14 protein-coding genes are annotated in these 18,383 nt (G+C 43.9%); 3 read left to right on the forward strand and 11 right to left on the reverse strand.

Annotation, left to right across the window (positions count from 1 at the left end; genetic code table 11):
- Positions 1-21 precede the first annotated feature (21 nt).
- Both R7D93_RS19110 and R7D93_RS19115 read right to left on the reverse strand, forming a co-directional pair.
- Positions 22-2,379, reverse strand: coding sequence for an ATP-binding protein (locus R7D93_RS19110; RefSeq protein WP_225496013.1), 2,358 nt, complete (start codon positions 2,377-2,379; stop codon positions 22-24).
- Complete coding sequence (locus R7D93_RS19115) at positions 2,372-3,340, reverse strand: cytochrome-c peroxidase (protein WP_086047464.1); 969 nt, start codon at positions 3,338-3,340, stop codon at positions 2,372-2,374. The genes R7D93_RS19110 and R7D93_RS19115 overlap by 8 nt, the downstream gene beginning before the upstream one ends.
- Before the next feature lie 498 nt (positions 3,341-3,838).
- On the opposite strand from R7D93_RS19115, the gene R7D93_RS19120 reads away from it, so the two are divergent.
- Entirely contained in the window at positions 3,839-5,215 is a 1,377-nt protein-coding gene (locus R7D93_RS19120) for an NfeD family protein (RefSeq protein ID WP_213965462.1), read from the forward strand.
- Between the two features lie 10 nt (positions 5,216-5,225).
- Complete coding sequence (locus R7D93_RS19125) at positions 5,226-6,008, forward strand: slipin family protein (protein WP_005373196.1); 783 nt, start codon at positions 5,226-5,228, stop codon at positions 6,006-6,008.
- Positions 6,009-6,049: 41 nt separating this feature from the next.
- Here the strand turns inward: R7D93_RS19125 and R7D93_RS19130 are convergent, their stop codons facing one another.
- Entirely contained in the window at positions 6,050-6,484 is a 435-nt protein-coding gene (locus R7D93_RS19130; protein WP_149192078.1) for a globin, read from the reverse strand.
- Positions 6,485-6,727: 243 nt separating this feature from the next.
- Here R7D93_RS19130 and R7D93_RS19135 point away from each other — a divergent pair, with 243 nt between their 5' ends.
- A complete protein-coding gene (locus R7D93_RS19135; RefSeq protein WP_064354707.1) occupies positions 6,728-7,384 on the forward strand; it encodes an NAD(P)H-dependent oxidoreductase in 657 nt (218 codons plus the stop codon).
- 96 nt (positions 7,385-7,480) lie between these two features.
- Here the strand turns inward: R7D93_RS19135 and choV are convergent, their stop codons facing one another.
- The 8 genes from choV to R7D93_RS19175 all read right to left on the reverse strand — a co-directional run bounded on the left by choV (position 7,481) and on the right by R7D93_RS19175 (position 18,380).
- Positions 7,481-8,659 carry a choline ABC transporter ATP-binding protein gene (gene choV / locus R7D93_RS19140; protein ID WP_042523602.1) on the reverse strand — a complete coding sequence of 393 codons (1,179 nt, stop codon included), beginning with the start codon at positions 8,657-8,659 and terminating at the stop codon, positions 7,481-7,483.
- Between the two features lie 2 nt (positions 8,660-8,661).
- Entirely contained in the window at positions 8,662-9,504 is an 843-nt protein-coding gene (choW, locus tag R7D93_RS19145; RefSeq protein WP_149192080.1) for a choline ABC transporter permease subunit, read from the reverse strand.
- Between the two features lie 77 nt (positions 9,505-9,581).
- Positions 9,582-10,520 (reverse strand): choline ABC transporter substrate-binding protein, encoded by a 939-nt coding sequence (locus R7D93_RS19150; RefSeq protein WP_005382646.1) that lies wholly within the window; start codon positions 10,518-10,520, stop codon positions 9,582-9,584.
- 36 nt (positions 10,521-10,556) lie between these two features.
- On the reverse strand, positions 10,557-12,272 hold the full coding sequence (gene betA / locus R7D93_RS19155; RefSeq protein WP_005373209.1) for a choline dehydrogenase: 1,716 nt from the start codon (positions 12,270-12,272) through the stop codon (positions 10,557-10,559).
- Between the two features lie 181 nt (positions 12,273-12,453).
- Positions 12,454-13,914 carry a betaine-aldehyde dehydrogenase gene (betB, locus tag R7D93_RS19160; RefSeq protein ID WP_149192081.1) on the reverse strand — a complete coding sequence of 487 codons (1,461 nt, stop codon included), beginning with the start codon at positions 13,912-13,914 and terminating at the stop codon, positions 12,454-12,456.
- A gap of 18 nt (positions 13,915-13,932) precedes the next feature.
- On the reverse strand, positions 13,933-14,532 hold the full coding sequence (gene betI, locus R7D93_RS19165; RefSeq protein ID WP_017820329.1) for a transcriptional regulator BetI: 600 nt from the start codon (positions 14,530-14,532) through the stop codon (positions 13,933-13,935).
- A gap of 605 nt (positions 14,533-15,137) precedes the next feature.
- Positions 15,138-17,159: a tetratricopeptide repeat-containing diguanylate cyclase gene (locus tag R7D93_RS19170; protein WP_081051365.1), complete on the reverse strand. Its 2,022-nt coding sequence runs from the start codon at positions 17,157-17,159 to the stop codon at positions 15,138-15,140.
- 462 nt (positions 17,160-17,621) lie between these two features.
- Entirely contained in the window at positions 17,622-18,380 is a 759-nt protein-coding gene (locus tag R7D93_RS19175; protein ID WP_151515661.1) for an SDR family oxidoreductase, read from the reverse strand.
- Between the last annotated feature and the right edge of the window lie 3 nt (positions 18,381-18,383).

Raw genomic sequence — 18,383 nt, forward strand, 5'->3', positions numbered from 1 at the left:
AAAGCATCGCACTCACAGGGACTATAAAATCTGTTGAGGATCGGCATTGTTCTTCTGGATATCATCCAAAAGTCTATGAGACTGATGGATGTTGACCTGTAACCGATTGATCAGCATCTGCAACTGCTCAATCTCGGGACTTTGGTTGGCTTTAAGTTGAGTTTCCAGGGCCTCCGTTTGGCTCGCCAAAATAGGTAAACTTAGGTTCAGTGCCATCCCTTTCGTTTTGTGCAACGTCAGCTCTAATGAAGCAAAGTCTTCAGCCATAAAGTATTCAATAAGCTCATCAACAGATGTCTCAAAATCGACAATAATGCTTTTTAGCAGCTCGTCGAGCGCTTCTGGCTCATCTCGTAAAGAAGCAAACATGCCTGAGTGGGAGAGTTCTTCCTCTGTTAACCTTAAGTTCTCGATTGGCTTACGTTGCAACTGAAGCACATTGCTGTCATTCGTTAGTGGCGGATTCCGTTTCGGTTCGAGTCTGGCTGCAAACTGTTTGAGAGCGTCTGAAAAGCTCTCATGCTGTAGCGGTTTTGTAAGCACATGGTCTGCTCCTGCTTCAATAAAGCTATCGTGAGCTTCACGAAATACGTCTGCCGTGTACGCAAAGAGTAATGTCTTGATACCTAACTCTTGTCGGATAACGCGTGTCGCCTCAACACCATTCATCTCGGGCATGTGGTTGTCCATCAAGATCAGGTCGTACTCGTTCTCTTTCGCCTTTTTAACCGCGATTAATCCATTTTCTGCAACATCCACTTCATGCCCAAGCTTTTCGCAAAACCCTTTTGCCACAATGGCATTCACACGGTTATCATCAGCAAGTAGTATCTTTAAATGGTGTGATTTTGCGCGAGGTTTCGGTGCTTCTTGCTGCTTTTTCGGAGCAGATTCTACCCAAGGAATCGGCAACTCAACGATAAATTGACTTCCAACGCCTTCTATACTCTTCAGAGTAATATGACCACCCATCAAATCGGTTAGTTTTTTGACGATGGCTAACCCAAGCCCTGTTCCGCCGAACCTTCGAGTCGTTGATGAGTCTGCTTGCTCAAACGAGTTAAAAATATGCTCGTGCTTGTCTGGCGCAATACCAATACCGGTGTCGCTCACGCGCATGACCAACAACTGATTCGATTCATCTAACTCGGTTCTAACCAGCACATGCCCTTCATTGGTAAACTTCACCGCGTTACCGGCGAGATTAAATAAGATCTGTCGTAAACGCGCACAATCCCCAGTAAATTCAGTATATTCAGAAACCTCGTTTTCCAAGATTAGCTCGATATTTTTTTCATCAACAAGTGGTTTTATTGCGCTACACACCGGAGAAAGCACTTGATCGAGCTTAAACTTAGCTTGCTCAAATTCCAGTTTGTTTTCTTCAACTTTAGAAAAATCCAAAATATCGTTGAGGATAGTCATCAGATGCTGGCCAGAGTCAAGAATAACCCTAATGTGCTCTTTCGTCGTCGGCTCTTTGGTCTCTTCTGCAATCATTTGAGAAAGCCCTAGTACGCCATTCATCGGCGTTCTTAGTTCGTGACTCATTGCAGCAAGAAAATTTGATTTCGCTTTTGCCGCTCGCTCGGCTTTGTTTCTCGCCTCTTCAATTTCAAGATTCAACTGTTTTAAGTTATGCATTCGGTGATGTGACTGATAAACAAACGCGCTAACTAGAAACATCACCGCGATAAATACAAACAACCACGTAAAACGCGCCTCACTTTGAGCAATATTGAGTAACCGATGCTCTGAGCTTTCGACAAACTCAATATAAGTGTGATCAAGCAGTTCATTCGTCAGCAATTCAATTCTTTTATCACTCGTTTGAAGCCGTTTAAGGAAGTTCGCTTCTTTTTCACTCTCAACTTCAGTTTGTGTTAGAAGCAACTGGTTGAGAAATTCAAAATAACGACTGCCACCCAATGATTGACCGCTCTCGGTAGAAACCTCTTGCTGATATAAATTGAACAACATGAGTAATGCATACCGATTTTCTACCTGAACACCAATTAACATATCAAGCTTCAACGTTGTTTGAAGCACTCGCTCCTTAAACTGTTCAAGCGTATCCCTAACTTTTATACGATTGGGTGTCACGGGAAACCAAACTGATGCCTTTGATGATTCCAACAGTGCCTGTGCTGCGATTTCTATCTCTACTAAAGATGTTGTTAACTCATAGTTTTTCCTATCTTCAACGGCATATCGGTTCACGATAACATCACGCTCTTCAATCAACTCATGTCCGATGTTCATTAGCTCTGCATGAAATTCTTGAGCGTTTTTTGAGTTCATATACGACATATACGCCAGTGTGCAGCACGTCAGTATCCCAATAAAAAAGCAAAAGTTGATCAGTTTGAATTTATTCATTTTCCAACACCTCTAAAATTATGGGTCTAGGTGCTGTCAACGACTGCAAGAATGCTTCAATGTCCGCGACATTCTCATCGTTCATCGTTATACCGAGCTGGGTTTTAGCCATGATTTGTATCGCGTCGGATAACTTATCGACTTGCCCATTATGAAAATAAGGACTCGTTAGCGCGACATTGCGTAAACTGGCTACTCTAAAATAGAATCGCTCTTCATCCTCTATCGTAACGAGCTGCCTGCCCGAATCCTCTACTACTGGCTTATCCTTGAAATAGGCGAACCTTTGGATCATCGCTCCGCCGATATTTTTGCCCTGATGACACTGCACACAACCTGAAGTCTGAAATGTTTTCCAACCTCTGATTTGCTGTTCACTCAGTACATGCGTGTAACCCAATAAGTAAGCATCGAATGGTGCGCCAGGCGTCTGCAGCCCTTCAACAAACTCCACTATAGCGGACTTGATATTATGAACGTTAATCGGCAATTCACCGTCACGATTAAATAGCGCTTGATAATGTTCACTCTCTTTTACATATTGCTCTATTGTTTGCCAGTTTGAGTCCATTTCCATTGGATTATGGATTGGACCATCAATCTGAGCCATCAAGGTGTTTTCCGTACCATCCCATAAAAAACGATAATTTAACGCTGCATTAAACACTGTTATAGAATTTCTAATTCCATCACCTTTCACCCCCGTAGAGACTGGTATATTTTCAGCGCCATTGGTTTGCAGATTGTGGCATGTCGCGCAGCTGACATTACCATTTGACGATAATTGAGGATCGCGGAAGAGATGCCAGCCAATTCTCGCTAGCTTAATATCCACATTAGGATCACCCTGTATGGGCTGAACTAGGGAGATATCACCTAACATCTTCGCGTTTCTTGCGGTTGTTGTTTGGCTCAAAATGAGTGTTACAACAGCTAGTGCGATTGCGCTGAATTGCCTCATCAACTACATACCTTAAACTTGTCATTGATATGAATTTAGTTGCATTTTGGCGTTTTTTCCACCGACAGGAAGTTGAAAAAACGAGTTAAGTATTGCTTTGTTTAAGGCTTTGGTTGAAGAGGGAGTAATAAGGCGAATATGAAGAAACCTATCGCCTTATGAGTAGCTAACGTATTGAAATCTGAGTTTAGTGTAGAAAAGCCAAAAACCGTTGAAACCAAGTCACCTCTCCATAGGAGATCAGATCGAAAATAGTAAAGAAAACGGCACAGATAACGGCCAACTTAATCAAACGCTGGACAATAAACATAAACATCACAATTACCAATAAGTTGCTTTAGTTTACTATCTCACACAGCGTTTATATATAAAAATGTAGTCTCCTAATTAGCCTCGGGAACTTATTCATTAGAACCTATACTCAAGCATCTCTAAGTTATTTGGATATACTTGAATTAGGATTTCAAAAAGTCCCTGTGACAACACAAGGAGGACTGCATGAAACGACTATGGATATGGTTCTTACCTTTACTCTTGATGGCCAGTCAAGCACTGGCGAATACTGTTTGGATTGTTCCTGTCAAAGGCGCTATAGGGCCTGCTACTAGCGACTATTTATCTCGTGAAATAGAAGAAGCTCAACTAAACGGTGTCAGTTTAGTGATCTTAGAGATGGACACACCAGGCGGCTTAGATAGCGCAATGCGAGATATTATTCACGCGATTACCACCTCCTCGACTCCCGTTGCAACTTGGGTCGGCCCATCTGGTTCTAGAGCTGCCAGTGCAGGAACATACATCTTGCTCGCTAGTCACGTAGCCGCCATGGCTGAAGCGACAAACCTCGGAGCTGCAACGCCCGTCGCGTTAGGTGGTACGCCTCAACCTCCTTCATCGGATGATGGCAAAGATCAAAACGCGGAAGAAACGCCAGAAGGAACCAACGAAAGCTCAGAGAAAGTTCCCGCTAAAACCGCAATGGAGAAAAAGGTAATTAACGACGCCAAAGCCTACATTAAAGGCTTAGCAAAACTTCATGGACGAAATGCAGAATGGGCAGAGAAAGCAGTAAGCGAAGCGGCGAGCTTGGATGCAACAGAAGCATTAGAATTAAACGTGATCGATTACATCGCCAATTCGCCAGAGGACTTAGTCAAAGCCATAGATGGGCAAACAGTTAAAGTAAACAATCGCACTGTGACATTGTCACTTGAAAATCCAACATGGGTTGAAAGAACGCCAGATTGGCGAGCAGAAATGCTAGCCGTTATCACCAATCCAAACGTTGCCTACATTCTAATGCTCATCGGCATCTACGGTTTACTTCTTGAATTTTACAACCCAGGAATTGGCTTACCCGGTGTGCTAGGTGGGATTTGTCTGCTTCTTGCCATGTACGCACTACAAATGATGCCCGTCAACTACGCAGGTCTTGGTCTGCTGTTACTCGGTATTGCACTAATGATAGCGGAAGCATTCAGCCCGAGCTTTGGTATTTTGGGCTTAGGCGGCGTTGTCGCCTTTGTACTCGGTTCGATATTTCTCATGGACAGTGAGTTACCAGGATTCCAGATCGCCCTTCCTTTGATTTTTGGTATTGCCATATTTTCCGTGGCTCTAATCGTGCTGACCGTCGGCCTGCTGCTCAAAATTCGTCGCCGGCGTGTAACGACGGGTTTAGAGACTTACCCTGGGAAGGTCGCCGTGGTAAGCGATGACTTTATCGATGGCGAAGGACGCGTTCAACTCAACGGTGCGTTATGGCGAGCTAAAGCCAAAGACCATCAACAATTCAAACAAGGTGATCACGTCACCATTGTTAATGTTAAAGGGCTGACCTTAACTGTGATGCCTGATGACCGCCAAAATAAATAGGAGGCGCTTTATGATGCTCTATACCGTTGCGGTGATCGTGGTGCTGCTGTTCGCACTAGCGACCCAAATGTTCAAGGTTTTGAGAGAATACGAACGTGGGGTTGTGTTCTTTCTTGGTCGATTTCAAGAAGTCAAAGGACCTGGTTTGATCATCCTTATCCCATTTATTCAGCAAATGGTGAGGGTTGATTTACGTACTGTCGTTTTGGATGTGCCGACACAAGATTTAATTACCAAAGATAACGTTTCTGTGCGCGTAAACGCAGTCGTTTATTTTCGCGTAGTCGATCCTCAAATGGCGATTAACAATATTGAAAGCTACAGCGATGCCACCAGTCAGTTAGCACAAACCACGCTGCGCTCGGTATTGGGTCAGCATGAACTCGATGAATTGCTATCAGAGCGAGAACGCCTCAATAAGGATTTACAATCCATTCTCGATCAACAGACTGATGACTGGGGAATCAAGATTGCTACGGTTGAAGTCAAACATGTTGATTTAAATGACAGCATGGTCAGAGCCCTAGCCCGTCAGGCAGAAGCAGAACGTAACCGTAGGGCGAAGATCATTCACGCTACTGGCGAGTTAGAGGCTTCAAATAAATTAAAAGAAGCAGCGCAAATGCTCAACGAAGCACCGAATGCACTGCAATTACGTTACATGCAGACACTCACTGAAATCACTACAGACAAAACATCCACTATTATTTTTCCAATGCCGATCAATCTTGTCGAAGCTGTCAGTGATATCGCCGAAGCGGTGAAAAAGAATAAAGAGACACAAGATAAGTAAGATTCTGCCCCTAGGAAGTAACGACCACTCACGTTACTTCCTTATTTGGTACTCGCTTTAAGGATGTGCCTATCTTCTTTATCACATTCTTGTTTCATTACTTCTAAGCCCGTTTTAAAGCATGTTCGCCAAGCGGTTTCAACATCGGCATCATACCCGGAATCACACTGTCGAACCGTTTCTAACAAACTCTCAAGCCAAACATCAAAATCCTGCGGCTCTATACCAATATCTGCACTTGCATGCTTTTTCCCATACTTTTCCACCATTTTGTGCGCTTCGGTCGAGGTATCTGCCATCATAAAAAATACAATAGACCCTCTAAGCATTCTCACTTGTTGGTGCATGTCTATACCGTCAAACTTCTGTCTAAAGTTGGCACTTTTCGACCATAAATTTTTGTAGAACAAGTCGAAAAACTCCTGATCTGAAGTACAACGTTCATAGCTATCATTAAAAACTTCAATCACGTTCATGTTGCTTTCCCCTACGCCTCAATATGAGTTTAATTTAATATCAAATAAAAGCTTCCAAATAAGGACTTTTAAGTTTCAAATCGATCAACTCACATCGATTTTCAACAAAAAGTAAAAAGTGATTTAAATAAACACCCTCTTATCAATGAAAAAATATCCATTATCATGAACCCATATTCGAGGTACGCATGGTTGTCGATGCTAGTGCATCCTCATCTGTCATCACATAAAGAGGATATAAACGTGTCCCATCAAATCATTACCGATCTAAATAGCCGTTACACTGCAAAAAAATATGATGAAACCAAGCGCGTTTCTCAAGAAGACATGGCGATAATCAAAGAAGCACTGCGTTTGTCGGCGTCTTCTATCAACTCACAACCATGGAAATTCATCGTTATTGAAAGTGATGAAGCGAAGCAACGTTTCCACAATACGTTTGCAAATATGCATCAGTTTAACCAACCACACGCGAAAGCCGCATCACATACGATTCTGTTTGCTTACGATCCTAAATTTACTAAAGAGAAATTTGCGAAGCGTGTGGATGCAGAAGTAACATCTGGCCACTTGCCAGCGGAGATGTACAACAACTTTATGGGTGCTTACGCTTTTGCCGATGCAAATACGGACGAAAATGGCTTCAACGGAAACTGGACAAAAGCACAAGTCTATTTGGCACTAGGCAACCTACTACACACATTGGCACGACTAGGCATTGATTCAACACCGATGGAAGGTGTCGATCCGGCTCTGATTGGAGAAGAGTTTAAAGAAGAGCTCGAGGGCCATATTTGTGAAGTTGCGCTGGCGATTGGCTACCATAAAGATGGGGAAGATTATAATCATGGTCTTCCAAAAGCACGCCTTGCAATGGATGACGTAATTACGACTCTATAGTCGACCATTGTCTTAGCTTAGCGACTTAACTCATTGTTTAAACTAAAAAGAGCCGCATTAATGTGCGGCTCTTTTTTACTTGGTTCTGCGTCAACTTTACGCAACTTGCTCTGACTTAAAATTACCAAGCAATGCATCGTAAAGCTCATTGTCGCTTAACACACCAACCAACTTATTATCTTCAACCATAAGCAGAGGCTGATTGCTACGCTGTTTAAGTTCAATCGCTTCTCGCATACTGATTTCTGGACTAACCTGAACCAGAGAGTTTTCATTAACTTCGTCAAGGTTCGAAGAGTCGCTCTTCCATTGAATCAACGATTTATCTTTATCCGCTAAACTTAACCCCTTGCTCTCTTGTATCACCCAAATATCTTTGTCAGGGCAAATTAGAACACGCGTATCTTCGCGAACCAAATCGTCACGCATTAAGGAACGTCCCTTCAGCACATTTAATGGATTAGTGTGAGCAACAAAGTCCGCCACATAATCGTTTTCTGGAGCAAGAATGATCTGTTCTGGCTTGCCATGTTGAATCAGCTTTCCTGATTCCATAATGGCGATGTTGTTACCGATTTTAAGTGCTTCATCCAAGTCGTGACTCACAAAAAGAATGGTTTTGTTTAGCTTTTCTTGAAGCAGAATCAATTCATCTTGAAGCTGAGCACGAATCAATGGATCAAGTGCTGAAAACGGTTCATCCATTAACAAGATATCAGTGTCCATCGCAAACGCTCGCGCTAGGCCAACACGCTGCTGCATACCACCAGAAAGCTCGTGCGGGAATTTGGTTTCCCACTCAGATAAACCGACCATTTCGAGCTGTTCACGCGCCTTTTTACGACGCTCTGCTTTACCAATGCCTTGCATCTCTAGACCAAACGCTACATTGTCTAACACCGTTAACCATGGCATCAATGCAAACTTCTGAAACACCATGGACACGCGGTGCGTACGAAGGTGGCGCAGTTTCTGTTCGTCACAGTTAGAGAGCTCAACCATATCGTCGCCATCTTTGATTTTCAGAGAGCCACGAGAAATATCGTTCAATCCGTTAACCGTTCGCAGCAAACTTGATTTACCCGAGCCTGAAAGCCCCATCAAGACACAGATCTCACCCTGTTTCACGTTCAGCGAAACATTATCAACCCCAACCACTTGGCCAGTTTCATCAATGATTTCTTGTCGAGATTTCCCTTGATCTAGTAGTGCTAGCGCCTGTGCTTGTTGCTGACCAAAAACGACATCAAGATTTTTAATAGTAATAGCGTCCATGATTATGACTCCTTCTGGTTTGGTGCTTTACACAAGCGGTCAAGAATGATGGCAACGAGTACAATCGCTAAACCCGCTTCAAAACCTTGTGAAATGTTTACCGTATTCAGTGCACGTACGACTGGCTTACCAAGCCCATCAGCACCAACAAGCGCCGCAATGACAACCATAGACAAAGACAACATAATACATTGCGTAACGCCAGCCATAATACTTGGCAATGCCGCAGGTAACTCCACCTTAAACAGTAGCTTCATGCGGCTGGCACCAAATGCTTTACCCGCTTCAAGTAGCTCCTCCGGCACTTTAATAATGCCGAGGTACGTCAATCGAATTGGCGCAGCGATAGCGAAAATGATGGTCGAGATTAGACCAGGGACAATACCTAAGCCAAACAGAACCAAGGTTGGAATTAGGTAAACGAATGTCGGTACGGTCTGCATCAAATCGAGTATTGGCCGCAACAAGGTGTATAACCAAGGACGGTGCGCCGCCATAATGCCCAACGGCACGCCAATTAATACGGAAATCGTTGTCGCTGCAAACACAAGGACAAAGGTTTCCAGCATTTCTTGCCAGTAACCAAGGTTGAGAATTGCGAGTAAGGCCAACACGATAAATACGACAAGAGGAATGCTGCGATGTAAGAACCAAGCAATTGCCGCCGTCATAATGATTGGCGCTGCAGGTGGCATCCATTTAAAAATGTCCACCACGAAAAGAATGATCGTTTCAAGTGTAATAGAGATTGCATCGAAAAAACCCGATGCATTGATGGTTAACCAATCGACGCCAGTTTCCATCCATTGGCCCAACGGTAGTTTGTTGTCCGTAATAAAATTCAAAATAAAACCTTTGTGTTAATGAAGCGGGCAAAACTCTGCCCACTTTCTTTTAAAAAAACGAGCTCAAATACTGCTTATTAAGCGTTTGTTTTTAAGTAGTTTGTAATAGCTGTTAGCGCATCTTGGCCATCTACCGTTTTCACGCCCTCTAGCCACGCTTCAATTTGCTCTTGGTTTGCATTCAACCATGCTTGCGCTGCTTTTGATGGCTTCTGTTTCTGGTTAAGAATCGCTTCCATCAGTTCATTTTCCATTTCTAGGTTAAACTCTAGATTTTTCACTAGCTGACCTACATTTGGACACTCAGCGAGGTAATTTTTACGTACGTTTGTGTAGACGTTCGCGCCGCCGTAGTTAGGACCGAAGAAGTCATCACCACCCGCTAGATATTCCATTTCAACGTTACTATTCATTGGGTGCGGCGCCCAACCTAGGTACACAATCCATTGATTGCGGCGTGCGGCACGTGATACTTGAGACACCATGCCAGCTTCACTGGACTCAACTAGGCTGAAATCTTTTAGGCCGAATGCGTTGCTATCAATCATTGACTGAATTAAGCGGTTGCCATCGTTTCCTGGTTCAATGCCGTAAATGCGGTCTTTAAATTTGTCGGCATGTTTTACTAGGTCAGCGAAGTTGGTTACGCCTGCGTCATAAACGTATTTTGGAACCGCTAGCGTGTACTTTGCGCCAACGAGGTTCGCGCGTACGGTTTCAACAGTACCTGCATCACGGTATTTCGCGATATCACCTTCCATCGTTGGCATCCAGTTACCTAGGAAAATGTCGATATCGCCATTAGCCATAGAGGAGTAAGTTACAGGTACAGACAGAAGATCGGTCTTCGTTTTGTACCCCAACCCTTTAAGTAACTCTGATGTAACGGCAGTGGTCGCTGTGATGTCAGTCCAACCTACATCTGCGAAACGAACCGTTTCACATTGGTTGGCGTAAGCGCCTGTTGCTAAAGTACTTAGTGCAATTGTTGAGAAGATTTTTGTCATCTTAGACATGTTGAATTCCTTGTAATGATTACTGACTTTTTCATTTTATGAGATCGAATCGAGATCTCTTTTTGGCGGATGCATTCGTTGCATCTCTTGCCAGTCTGGTGCAATCCAAACTGGTACGTTGTTCGACGTTTCTAGGGCGTTATCCAAAATCATATCCGCGGCGCGTTCTGCCACCATAATCGTTGGCGCATTTAAATTACCGTTCGGAATGGTTGGGAAAATAGAAGAGTCCACCACACGCAAGCCTTGAATACCGCGTACTTGGCATCGCTCATTTAAGACGGCTAATGGGTCATTATCTGCGCCCATTTTGCAGGTACAAGATGGATGGTAAGCACTCTCGACGTTTTGCTTCACCCATTCATCAATCTGTTCATCCGTTGTGATGTTCAGACCGGGTTGGATCTCGTCCCCACGAAACTCATCCATGGCTGGCTGATTGAGGATCTCGCGAGTAAGGCGAATACAATCACGCCAATCCTGCTTATCTTGTTCAGTGGAAATGTAGTTAAACTCAATCTTCGGCTTATCATTCGGATTCGCAGAGACAACTTCGACCGACCCGCGACTTTCTGGCTTGTTAGGTCCGACGTGCACTTGGAAACCATGACCATCAAAAGCAGCTTGCCCGTCATAGCGCATTGCCGCTGGCAAGAAGTGATATTGAATATTTGGCCACTTTAGTCCTTCACGAGAGCGGATAAACGCACACGATTCAAAGTGGTTAGTAGCACCAAGGCCTTTGCGAGTTAATATCCACTCAGTGCCAATCAAGCCCTTGCTCACCAAGCCTAATTTGCTGTTGAGCGTGATAGGTTGCTTACAGTGATATTGGAAGTACACTTCTAAGTGATCTTGCAGGTTTTTACCTACCCCTTCCAACGAGTGTTTCACCTCAATGCCCGCTTTTTCTAATACTGCCTTAGGGCCAATGCCTGAAAGCTGCAACAGCTGAACGGAGCCAACCGAACCCGCACTCGAAATCACTTCATTATTCGCAAAACATTGCTGAATTGAACCTGACTTTTCAAATTCAACGCCTACCGCTTTCTTACCTTCTGCACCAGTTTCTTCTAATAAAACTCGATGAACCGTCACCCTCTTCATTAGGGTGAAGTTTTTGCGTTTTTTAGCGCGGCTTAAGTATGCATTAGAGGTCGAAGCGCGTACGCCTTTGTCGACGGTCATATGCATTGGGCCAAAGCCCTCTTGCTGATAACCGTTGTAATCTTTTGTTTCTGGGTAGCCCGCTTCTTTGCCTGCATCAATAAAAGCTTGGTACAGTGGATTGAGCTTCATATCGTTGCCGTTACATGTGCCGACTGGACCGTGATCGCCCCGATATTCATCAGCACCACCAATCCAAGACTCTGCTTTACGGAAATAAGGCAAACACGACTGATAATTCCAGCCTTTCGCGCCTTCCTCTTCCCACTGGTCAAAGTCACAAGCGTGTCCGCGAACGTAAACCATGCCGTTGATAGATGAGCTACCGCCCAGAACTTTTCCGCGAGGACAATGAAGTTGGCGACCATCCAACCCTTGCTCTTCAACCGTCTCAAACTGCCACGCGTATTTTTCAGTGTTCATCGGGTAAGAAAGCGCTGTTGGCATTTGGATAAAAATACTTTTATCCGACCCACCCGCTTCGAGTAATAGGACCGAATTTTGACCACTTTCACTTAAGCGATCCGCTAACACACAGCCGGCGGAACCCGCACCGACGATGATGTAATCGTAGTGTTGTTGCATTTTTATTCTCCTAGGAGTTAATACTCATCACCGTAGATAAGTGAACGAAATTAGCGTAGGAAAAATGCTTGAGAACAAGGCGGAAATTTTCGATAAGTAGTTAACCTACAATCGAAATTGACAAAGCAGTTATCGAGCATTTTAACAAGCTAAAGTGGTCAGTTATCTACTACGATTGGTATCATTTGTAAGGGCTTTCGAAGTCGCTTAGCTGAACCAGAACACTCTTCGTTTGTGTGTAATGCTTAAGGGTCTCGACTCCGTTTTCACGGCCAACACCTGATTGCTTGTAGCCGCCAACTGGCATTTCCGCAGGTGAGTCACCCCATGTGTTTACCCAACAAATACCCGCTTGAATTTGGTGGATCACACGATGCGCACGAGATAGGTTTTGAGTAAATACACCTGCCGCTAAGCCATAATCGGTGCCATTTGCACGCGCAATCACTTCCGACTCATCGCGGAATTTCAGGACTGACATTACCGGGCCAAAGATTTCTTGTTGAACGTGGCTCATGGCATCATCGCAATCGACAAATACAGTTGGAGCAACAAAGTTACCATTAGCTAGGCCATTGTCTGTTACTTTGTAGCCGCCAGTCAGTAACGTCGCGCCACTCGCTTTAGCGGCTTCAATCGCTCCTAAAACTTTCGATTCATGATCTTTAGAGATTAGCGCGCCAATCTGCGTGTTCTCATCAAGCGGATCGCCGACGACTAACAGCTCGGTTCGGGCTTTAAGTTGTGCGATAAAGTCGTCATAAATACCTTCATGGACAAATACGCGTGTACCGTGCGTACAAACTTCACCTTGGGTGTAGAAGTTCGCCACCATGGCCGCAGAAACGGCATCGTTTAACTTCGCATCATCAAAAATAATCAGTGGAGACTTACCACCAAGCTCCATCGTTACTTGTTTTAGTGTCTTAGCGCTGTCACTCATGACGACTTTACCGGTGCCTGACTCACCCGTGAATGACACTTTTGCGATATCAGGATGCGCCGTTAGCATCTGTCCTACTCGGTAATCCCCTTGCACGACATTAAATACGCCATCTGGCATGCCCGCTTCTGAATAAATTTCGGCGAGCTTAAGCGCCGTTAATGGTGTTTCTTCTGATGGCTTGAAGATCATTGCGTTGCCCGCAGCGAGTGCTGGCGCCGATTTCCACATCGCAATTTGAATTGGATAATTCCAAGCACCAATACCCGCGCAAATGCCCAATGGCTCACGACGTGTATAGAAAAACTGATCGTCGCTGAGTGGCTGCTGTTCACCTTGTAGACTTGGAGCAAGGCCCGCGTAGTACTCAAGAACATCGGCACCTGTTGTGACATCAACCGCGATAGCTTCTTGAATTGGCTTACCAGTATCTGACACTTCCAATGCAGCCAAATCGTCATTACGCTCACGTAAAATGGCAACGGCTTTGTGTAAAATACGGCTGCGCTCAATCGCAGTCATCGCAGACCATGCAGCAAAACCTTTCTTTGCCGATTCAATCGCTGCTTGAAGATCGTCTTGGTTCGCTTGTTTAATGTTGGCCAATGGCTCACCATTCGCCGGATTGTAAGTGGTGAAGTGTTCATCTGAACACCCGTCGTACATCGCACCATTGATATAGTGTGCTTTCATTTCCATTTTGAAGACCTGTAACTTTTATATTTTTTCAGAATAAAACGTAAGTTGTTTTTCGAGATAATCGTTGATGATGATTCTCGCTCTTTCTGCATCAATGCCTTGCGGGTTGAGCGTTCCGCGCAGCCAAATTCCATCAATAAGTGATGCAATACCATGAGCAACCAATTCAGCCTGCTCTGCATTTAATAATGCTTTGAGTTCTTTTCTTAGGTGGGACAATAGACGTCGTTCGTTGACACGCTGTAAACGCTTGAGCTGCTCGTCATGCATTGAGTACGACCAAAACGCCAGCCAAGTCTTAGCAACTTGGTTTTCTGCCTGATAGCCGACAAAGTTACCATCAATGATGGCGTTAATTCTTTGGTGATGAGCATCACTTGGCAGCTCACGTAACTTCTGTGTGATAGTGGACGAAAGCTGACGCAAGATTTCGCGCATCGTTTCCTCCAACAATCCGTGCTTACCACCGAAATAGTGGTTGATAATCCCCGTTGATACACCGGCTTCTTTGCTGATTAACGAAATACTCGCCGCGTGTAAACCGACTCTATCAATCACTGACATTGTCGCTTTCACAAGCTGCGGTTTTCTGATTTCAGGCATCCCCACCTTTGGCATTTTGCGTCCCTGTTATTTTTAATTGAACGGTTAGTTAAATATAAAATGCCTGAAAATTAATTCGAACTCAAATTATTTTTAAAGAAAAATGTTAGTAAAAGAGGATGAAAAGTTGAGGGTGTACGAAAAATTGCTCGGTAAGAACTTGTCGGGATAAGTAGATTTTAGTTTAAGAATAAACAAATAAGGAAAATAAAATCAGATATTTAACCCTTACTCTATTTTTAAAACGATGATGAACGAGTTGATTTTTGAACAACAAAAATCTGTGCTACAAAAAATTTATATCGACCACTAATCATTTCACCTGTACACGGTTTGTTTGTACAAAGAATAGACACACTAGTTTGTTATAGTTTTGTAGACACAAGTGGCATTCGCACTTTGAAGGTGAAGGAGACAAAAAGTGAGGCTATATTGAACGCCATGAATATGCGATTCGATATCCTTAAGCCATTTTTAAGTAATATCGCCAAGTGACTTTAAGATGTTAGATTCAGCGTTTTATATTCGAAGCAAGGATCTCAAAGTCACTTGGCTATCAAAGTAAATGGGAGGGATAAGTTCAGATTCATCGTGCGATGAGCCTGAACTTTTGATTTCTGTTACGCTAGCGAGCGACCTTCCACACAGTTGCGTCCGTTCGCTTTCGCTTGATAAAGCAATTTATCGGCCTGATCGCAAAGTGATTTAAAACTCATCTCATTATCTTCAGTGGTAACGACTCCAAAACTACAGGTCACTCTCACTTCTTCTTTCTGTTCCGTAACAAAGCCATGTAGGGATAAAGCGCTACGTAAACGTTCTGCAGTAATAAGGGCGTTTTTATGGTCTGTATTGGGCATAACAACAACAAACTCTTCACCACCAAAGCGAGCAACAATGTCGTTCTCACGTACAGTTTCCTCCAACACTTTGGCAACGCCCGTTAGTACGGTATCTCCAAACACATGCCCATAGGTATCATTTACCTGCTTGAAATAATCCACATCGATTAACGCTAAAGTTACTGGCCCCGATTGTGGTTTATTTGGCACCATTTTCTGTTTATCGAGTTTGCTATCTACCCATTTATTTAAAGCTAGATAACCGTACTTAACTTGCTCGACTTGCTCAAAAACAAATTGTTGTATCTTTTCTTGCTTAGATTGAGGTACCGGTTTCTCTTTTCGCTCACGCCTCACTTCTACTGGCTTAGTGAACCAGTCCTCTAAAAAACGGCGATTGAACAACCCTGTCAATGTGTCTGTCTTTGCGAGGCGACGCATTCTCAAACGCGAGCGATTGACGACGAGAAATACTACCGCCATCAAAAATAGAACACCGATGAGCGCAAGTAGCGCTTCACCCAATAAGTAAAAAGTACGACGGTTATTTTCTAGCTCCATACGCTGCAAGACATTGTTCCAGTTGAGATCTTCGTTCTCATATTCAAGTCGTTCCAACTCAAATAACGTCTGCTGGCGCTCAAGATTTTCAACTTCTCTTTGATTGCTAAATTGGATAAATTTATCGTGATAGTTACCGTAAGTTTCGAATGCTAGTTTAAAGTCATTGCTCCCCGCATAGGCCATAGCGGCGACTTTTAGTAGCTCCATTTGCTGTTGCTTGACGTATCGACTCTCTATAATCTCCGGCAGCATTGGCGCGATCATCGCTAAAAGTATTTCAAATTGCTGCTGCTCTAACATATATTCGGCTTGTAACAACTTAAATGTTGCCAAATACGCGCTAGACGTTTCTCTGTACTGTAAATTCTCCGCCAGCTTCAAGTGGTTAACCATCTTCTTTTCTTGATTCGTCTCGCGATATAAAGCTGCAAGTTCAAGGTTAACTCGAAATCTAAAGCGTCCATCACCGATAATTTGAGCCAGCTTTAACGCTCGCTGATATGACGCTATCGCCTCTTCGTATTGGAACTGTGCTTTATGAAGTTTCGCTATCGTCAAAACGCTCAACAACTCATTGAACGACATACGCCTATCCCTAAAATAGCGATATGCTTGTTCCAAAAGCGCCTCAGATCGGTCGTAACCCTGAATTTTGACAAGTACGTCACCTAGCTCTAGTGCTGCACGTTCTACCAGCCCGTGAACACCTGAAGATTCAGCCGCATCCATGGACGACATAAGTGCAGCATAGGATTTTTTAAACTCACCTTGCTCATCGTAATAGCGTCCTTTTAGCAACAGGATTTCTGATTCAAGTTGCTTATCACCATTCTCACGCGATGTTTCCAACAAGCTATCCAACGCAGAAAGCGCGGTATCGATATCGCTCTTTCCAACCATAGTTCGCATCTGAATCAACTTAAACAGGAGATACTCATGGCTCTGTGGACGCACAAGCTCCAATCCTTTTTGAACTACACTCTGACTCTCTTCTACGCGCCCTAGCAGCTCTAAAACCGTGGCCTTGGCCAGCCAGTAACGCACCAACAGCGCTGTTGGTTGGTTTTGTAGCAAAGACTCTTCTTCTAACGCTTCAATCAAAGCTAAAGAACTCTGAGGTAATGCGTAAATTTGATTTTCGATGCCTTCTAACGACTGTAAAAACTTACCTTCCTGTTCCACCTTTTCTGTGGAGGCCTGAACAGAAAAACACAGACACCCCAATAATAGCGGCATCGTCCTAAGCGAATGAAATAGTGACATTATTGCTCTTCCCTAATGGGTAGTTACTTCAGTGTAATTGAGAACTCTGATTATTTATTATTAAGACAACTGAAGGTTATTCAGTCAGCCTCATATTCCCATGTATTTTGCGCTGAATAATAAATCACCATCTTTAGATGCCGAAATAGTTTTCGGTTGCAATATGACCAATAAGAGTGTTTTTTACACACCAAGAATGACGATCTCGTTAGTGAGACAAAAGATCGTCTTAGTTGTGAGTTAATGCATTTACATGACAAGCAATATAGAACTAGCCATTCACATTAGAAATAGAATCAATTTTTATACCGTTCGATGAGATAGCAGTCGACCATGCATCCAATACATTTTTCAGATAGAAGCAATAAAAGAAAGGAGAAAGTGGAAGGAAGCGGACAATCAAACTCGCTCCCCTTTTTTATGTTGCAGAGGGGGTTACATTCGCATTCCGCCATCGACTTCGAACACTCGTCCGGTCACGAATTCGTTGGTTAACACGTATTTTATGGTCGATGAAATTTCATCCGCCAAACCTAAACGTCCAACTGGAATCATTCCGATTAAACGTTCCATCGCTTCAGGTTTTATTTGGTCTGTCATGGCAGTTTTGATGACACCCGGAGCAATCGCCACTGAGCGAATTCCGAAACGCCCTAACTCTTTCGCCCACACCGTTGCCATGGTGGCTACCGCCGCTTTAGATGCTGAATAGTTGGTTTGACCAATATTCCCGGCACGCGCAACGCTGGATATGTTGATCAGAACCCCTTTGCTATCGGTGTTCAGCATTACCTTGCTCGCTTCACGGCCACACAGGAAAGTGCCTGTTACATTCACATCTAGAACAGACTGAAATTGTTCCAGCGACATCGTGTTAACCTGACCATCTTTGACTTTAATGAACATACCATCACGCATAATACCTGCGTTATTGATAACGCCATTGAGCTGCTTGAAATCTACCTCAATTTGCTCAAAAGCAGTGCATACCTGCTGTTCGTCAGTCACGTTCGTCACATAAAAACGAGCGGTAACACCGAGAGATTCACATTCCGCTTTCGTTTCAGCCAGTTGCTCTGAATTGAGGTCGATAAGCGCAAGATGAACGCCATTTTCCGCCAGTGACAGTGCCATTTGTTTACCCAGCCCCTGCCCTGCCCCCGTGATCGCAATAACCTTATTTGCTAGATCCATACG

It is taken from the genome of Vibrio sp. YT-15, from assembly GCF_033337445.1.
In the GTDB taxonomy this organism is placed as follows: Bacteria; Pseudomonadota; Gammaproteobacteria; order Enterobacterales; family Vibrionaceae; genus Vibrio; species Vibrio alginolyticus.

Bases quoted from the DNA above. Each gene is read 5' to 3' on its own strand.
- choV (WP_042523602.1), bottom strand. From the start codon at position 8,659: ATGGACGCTATTACTATTAAAAATCTTGATGTCGTTTTTGGTCAGCAA.
- R7D93_RS19125 (WP_005373196.1), top strand. From the start codon at position 5,226: ATGATGCTCTATACCGTTGCGGTGATCGTGGTGCTGCTGTTCGCACTA.
- R7D93_RS19175 (WP_151515661.1), bottom strand. From the start codon at position 18,380: ATGGATCTAGCAAATAAGGTTATTGCGATCACGGGGGCAGGGCAGGGG.
- betB (WP_149192081.1), bottom strand. From the start codon at position 13,914: ATGGAAATGAAAGCACACTATATCAATGGTGCGATGTACGACGGGTGT.
- R7D93_RS19115 (WP_086047464.1), bottom strand. From the start codon at position 3,340: ATGAGGCAATTCAGCGCAATCGCACTAGCTGTTGTAACACTCATTTTG.
- R7D93_RS19170 (WP_081051365.1), bottom strand. From the start codon at position 17,159: ATGCCGCTATTATTGGGGTGTCTGTGTTTTTCTGTTCAGGCCTCCACA.
- betA (WP_005373209.1), bottom strand. From the start codon at position 12,272: ATGCAACAACACTACGATTACATCATCGTCGGTGCGGGTTCCGCCGGC.
- R7D93_RS19130 (WP_149192078.1), bottom strand. From the start codon at position 6,484: ATGAACGTGATTGAAGTTTTTAATGATAGCTATGAACGTTGTACTTCA.
- R7D93_RS19150 (WP_005382646.1), bottom strand. From the start codon at position 10,520: ATGTCTAAGATGACAAAAATCTTCTCAACAATTGCACTAAGTACTTTA.
- R7D93_RS19120 (WP_213965462.1), top strand. From the start codon at position 3,839: ATGAAACGACTATGGATATGGTTCTTACCTTTACTCTTGATGGCCAGT.
- betI (WP_017820329.1), bottom strand. From the start codon at position 14,532: ATGCCAAAGGTGGGGATGCCTGAAATCAGAAAACCGCAGCTTGTGAAA.
- R7D93_RS19110 (WP_225496013.1), bottom strand. From the start codon at position 2,379: ATGAATAAATTCAAACTGATCAACTTTTGCTTTTTTATTGGGATACTG.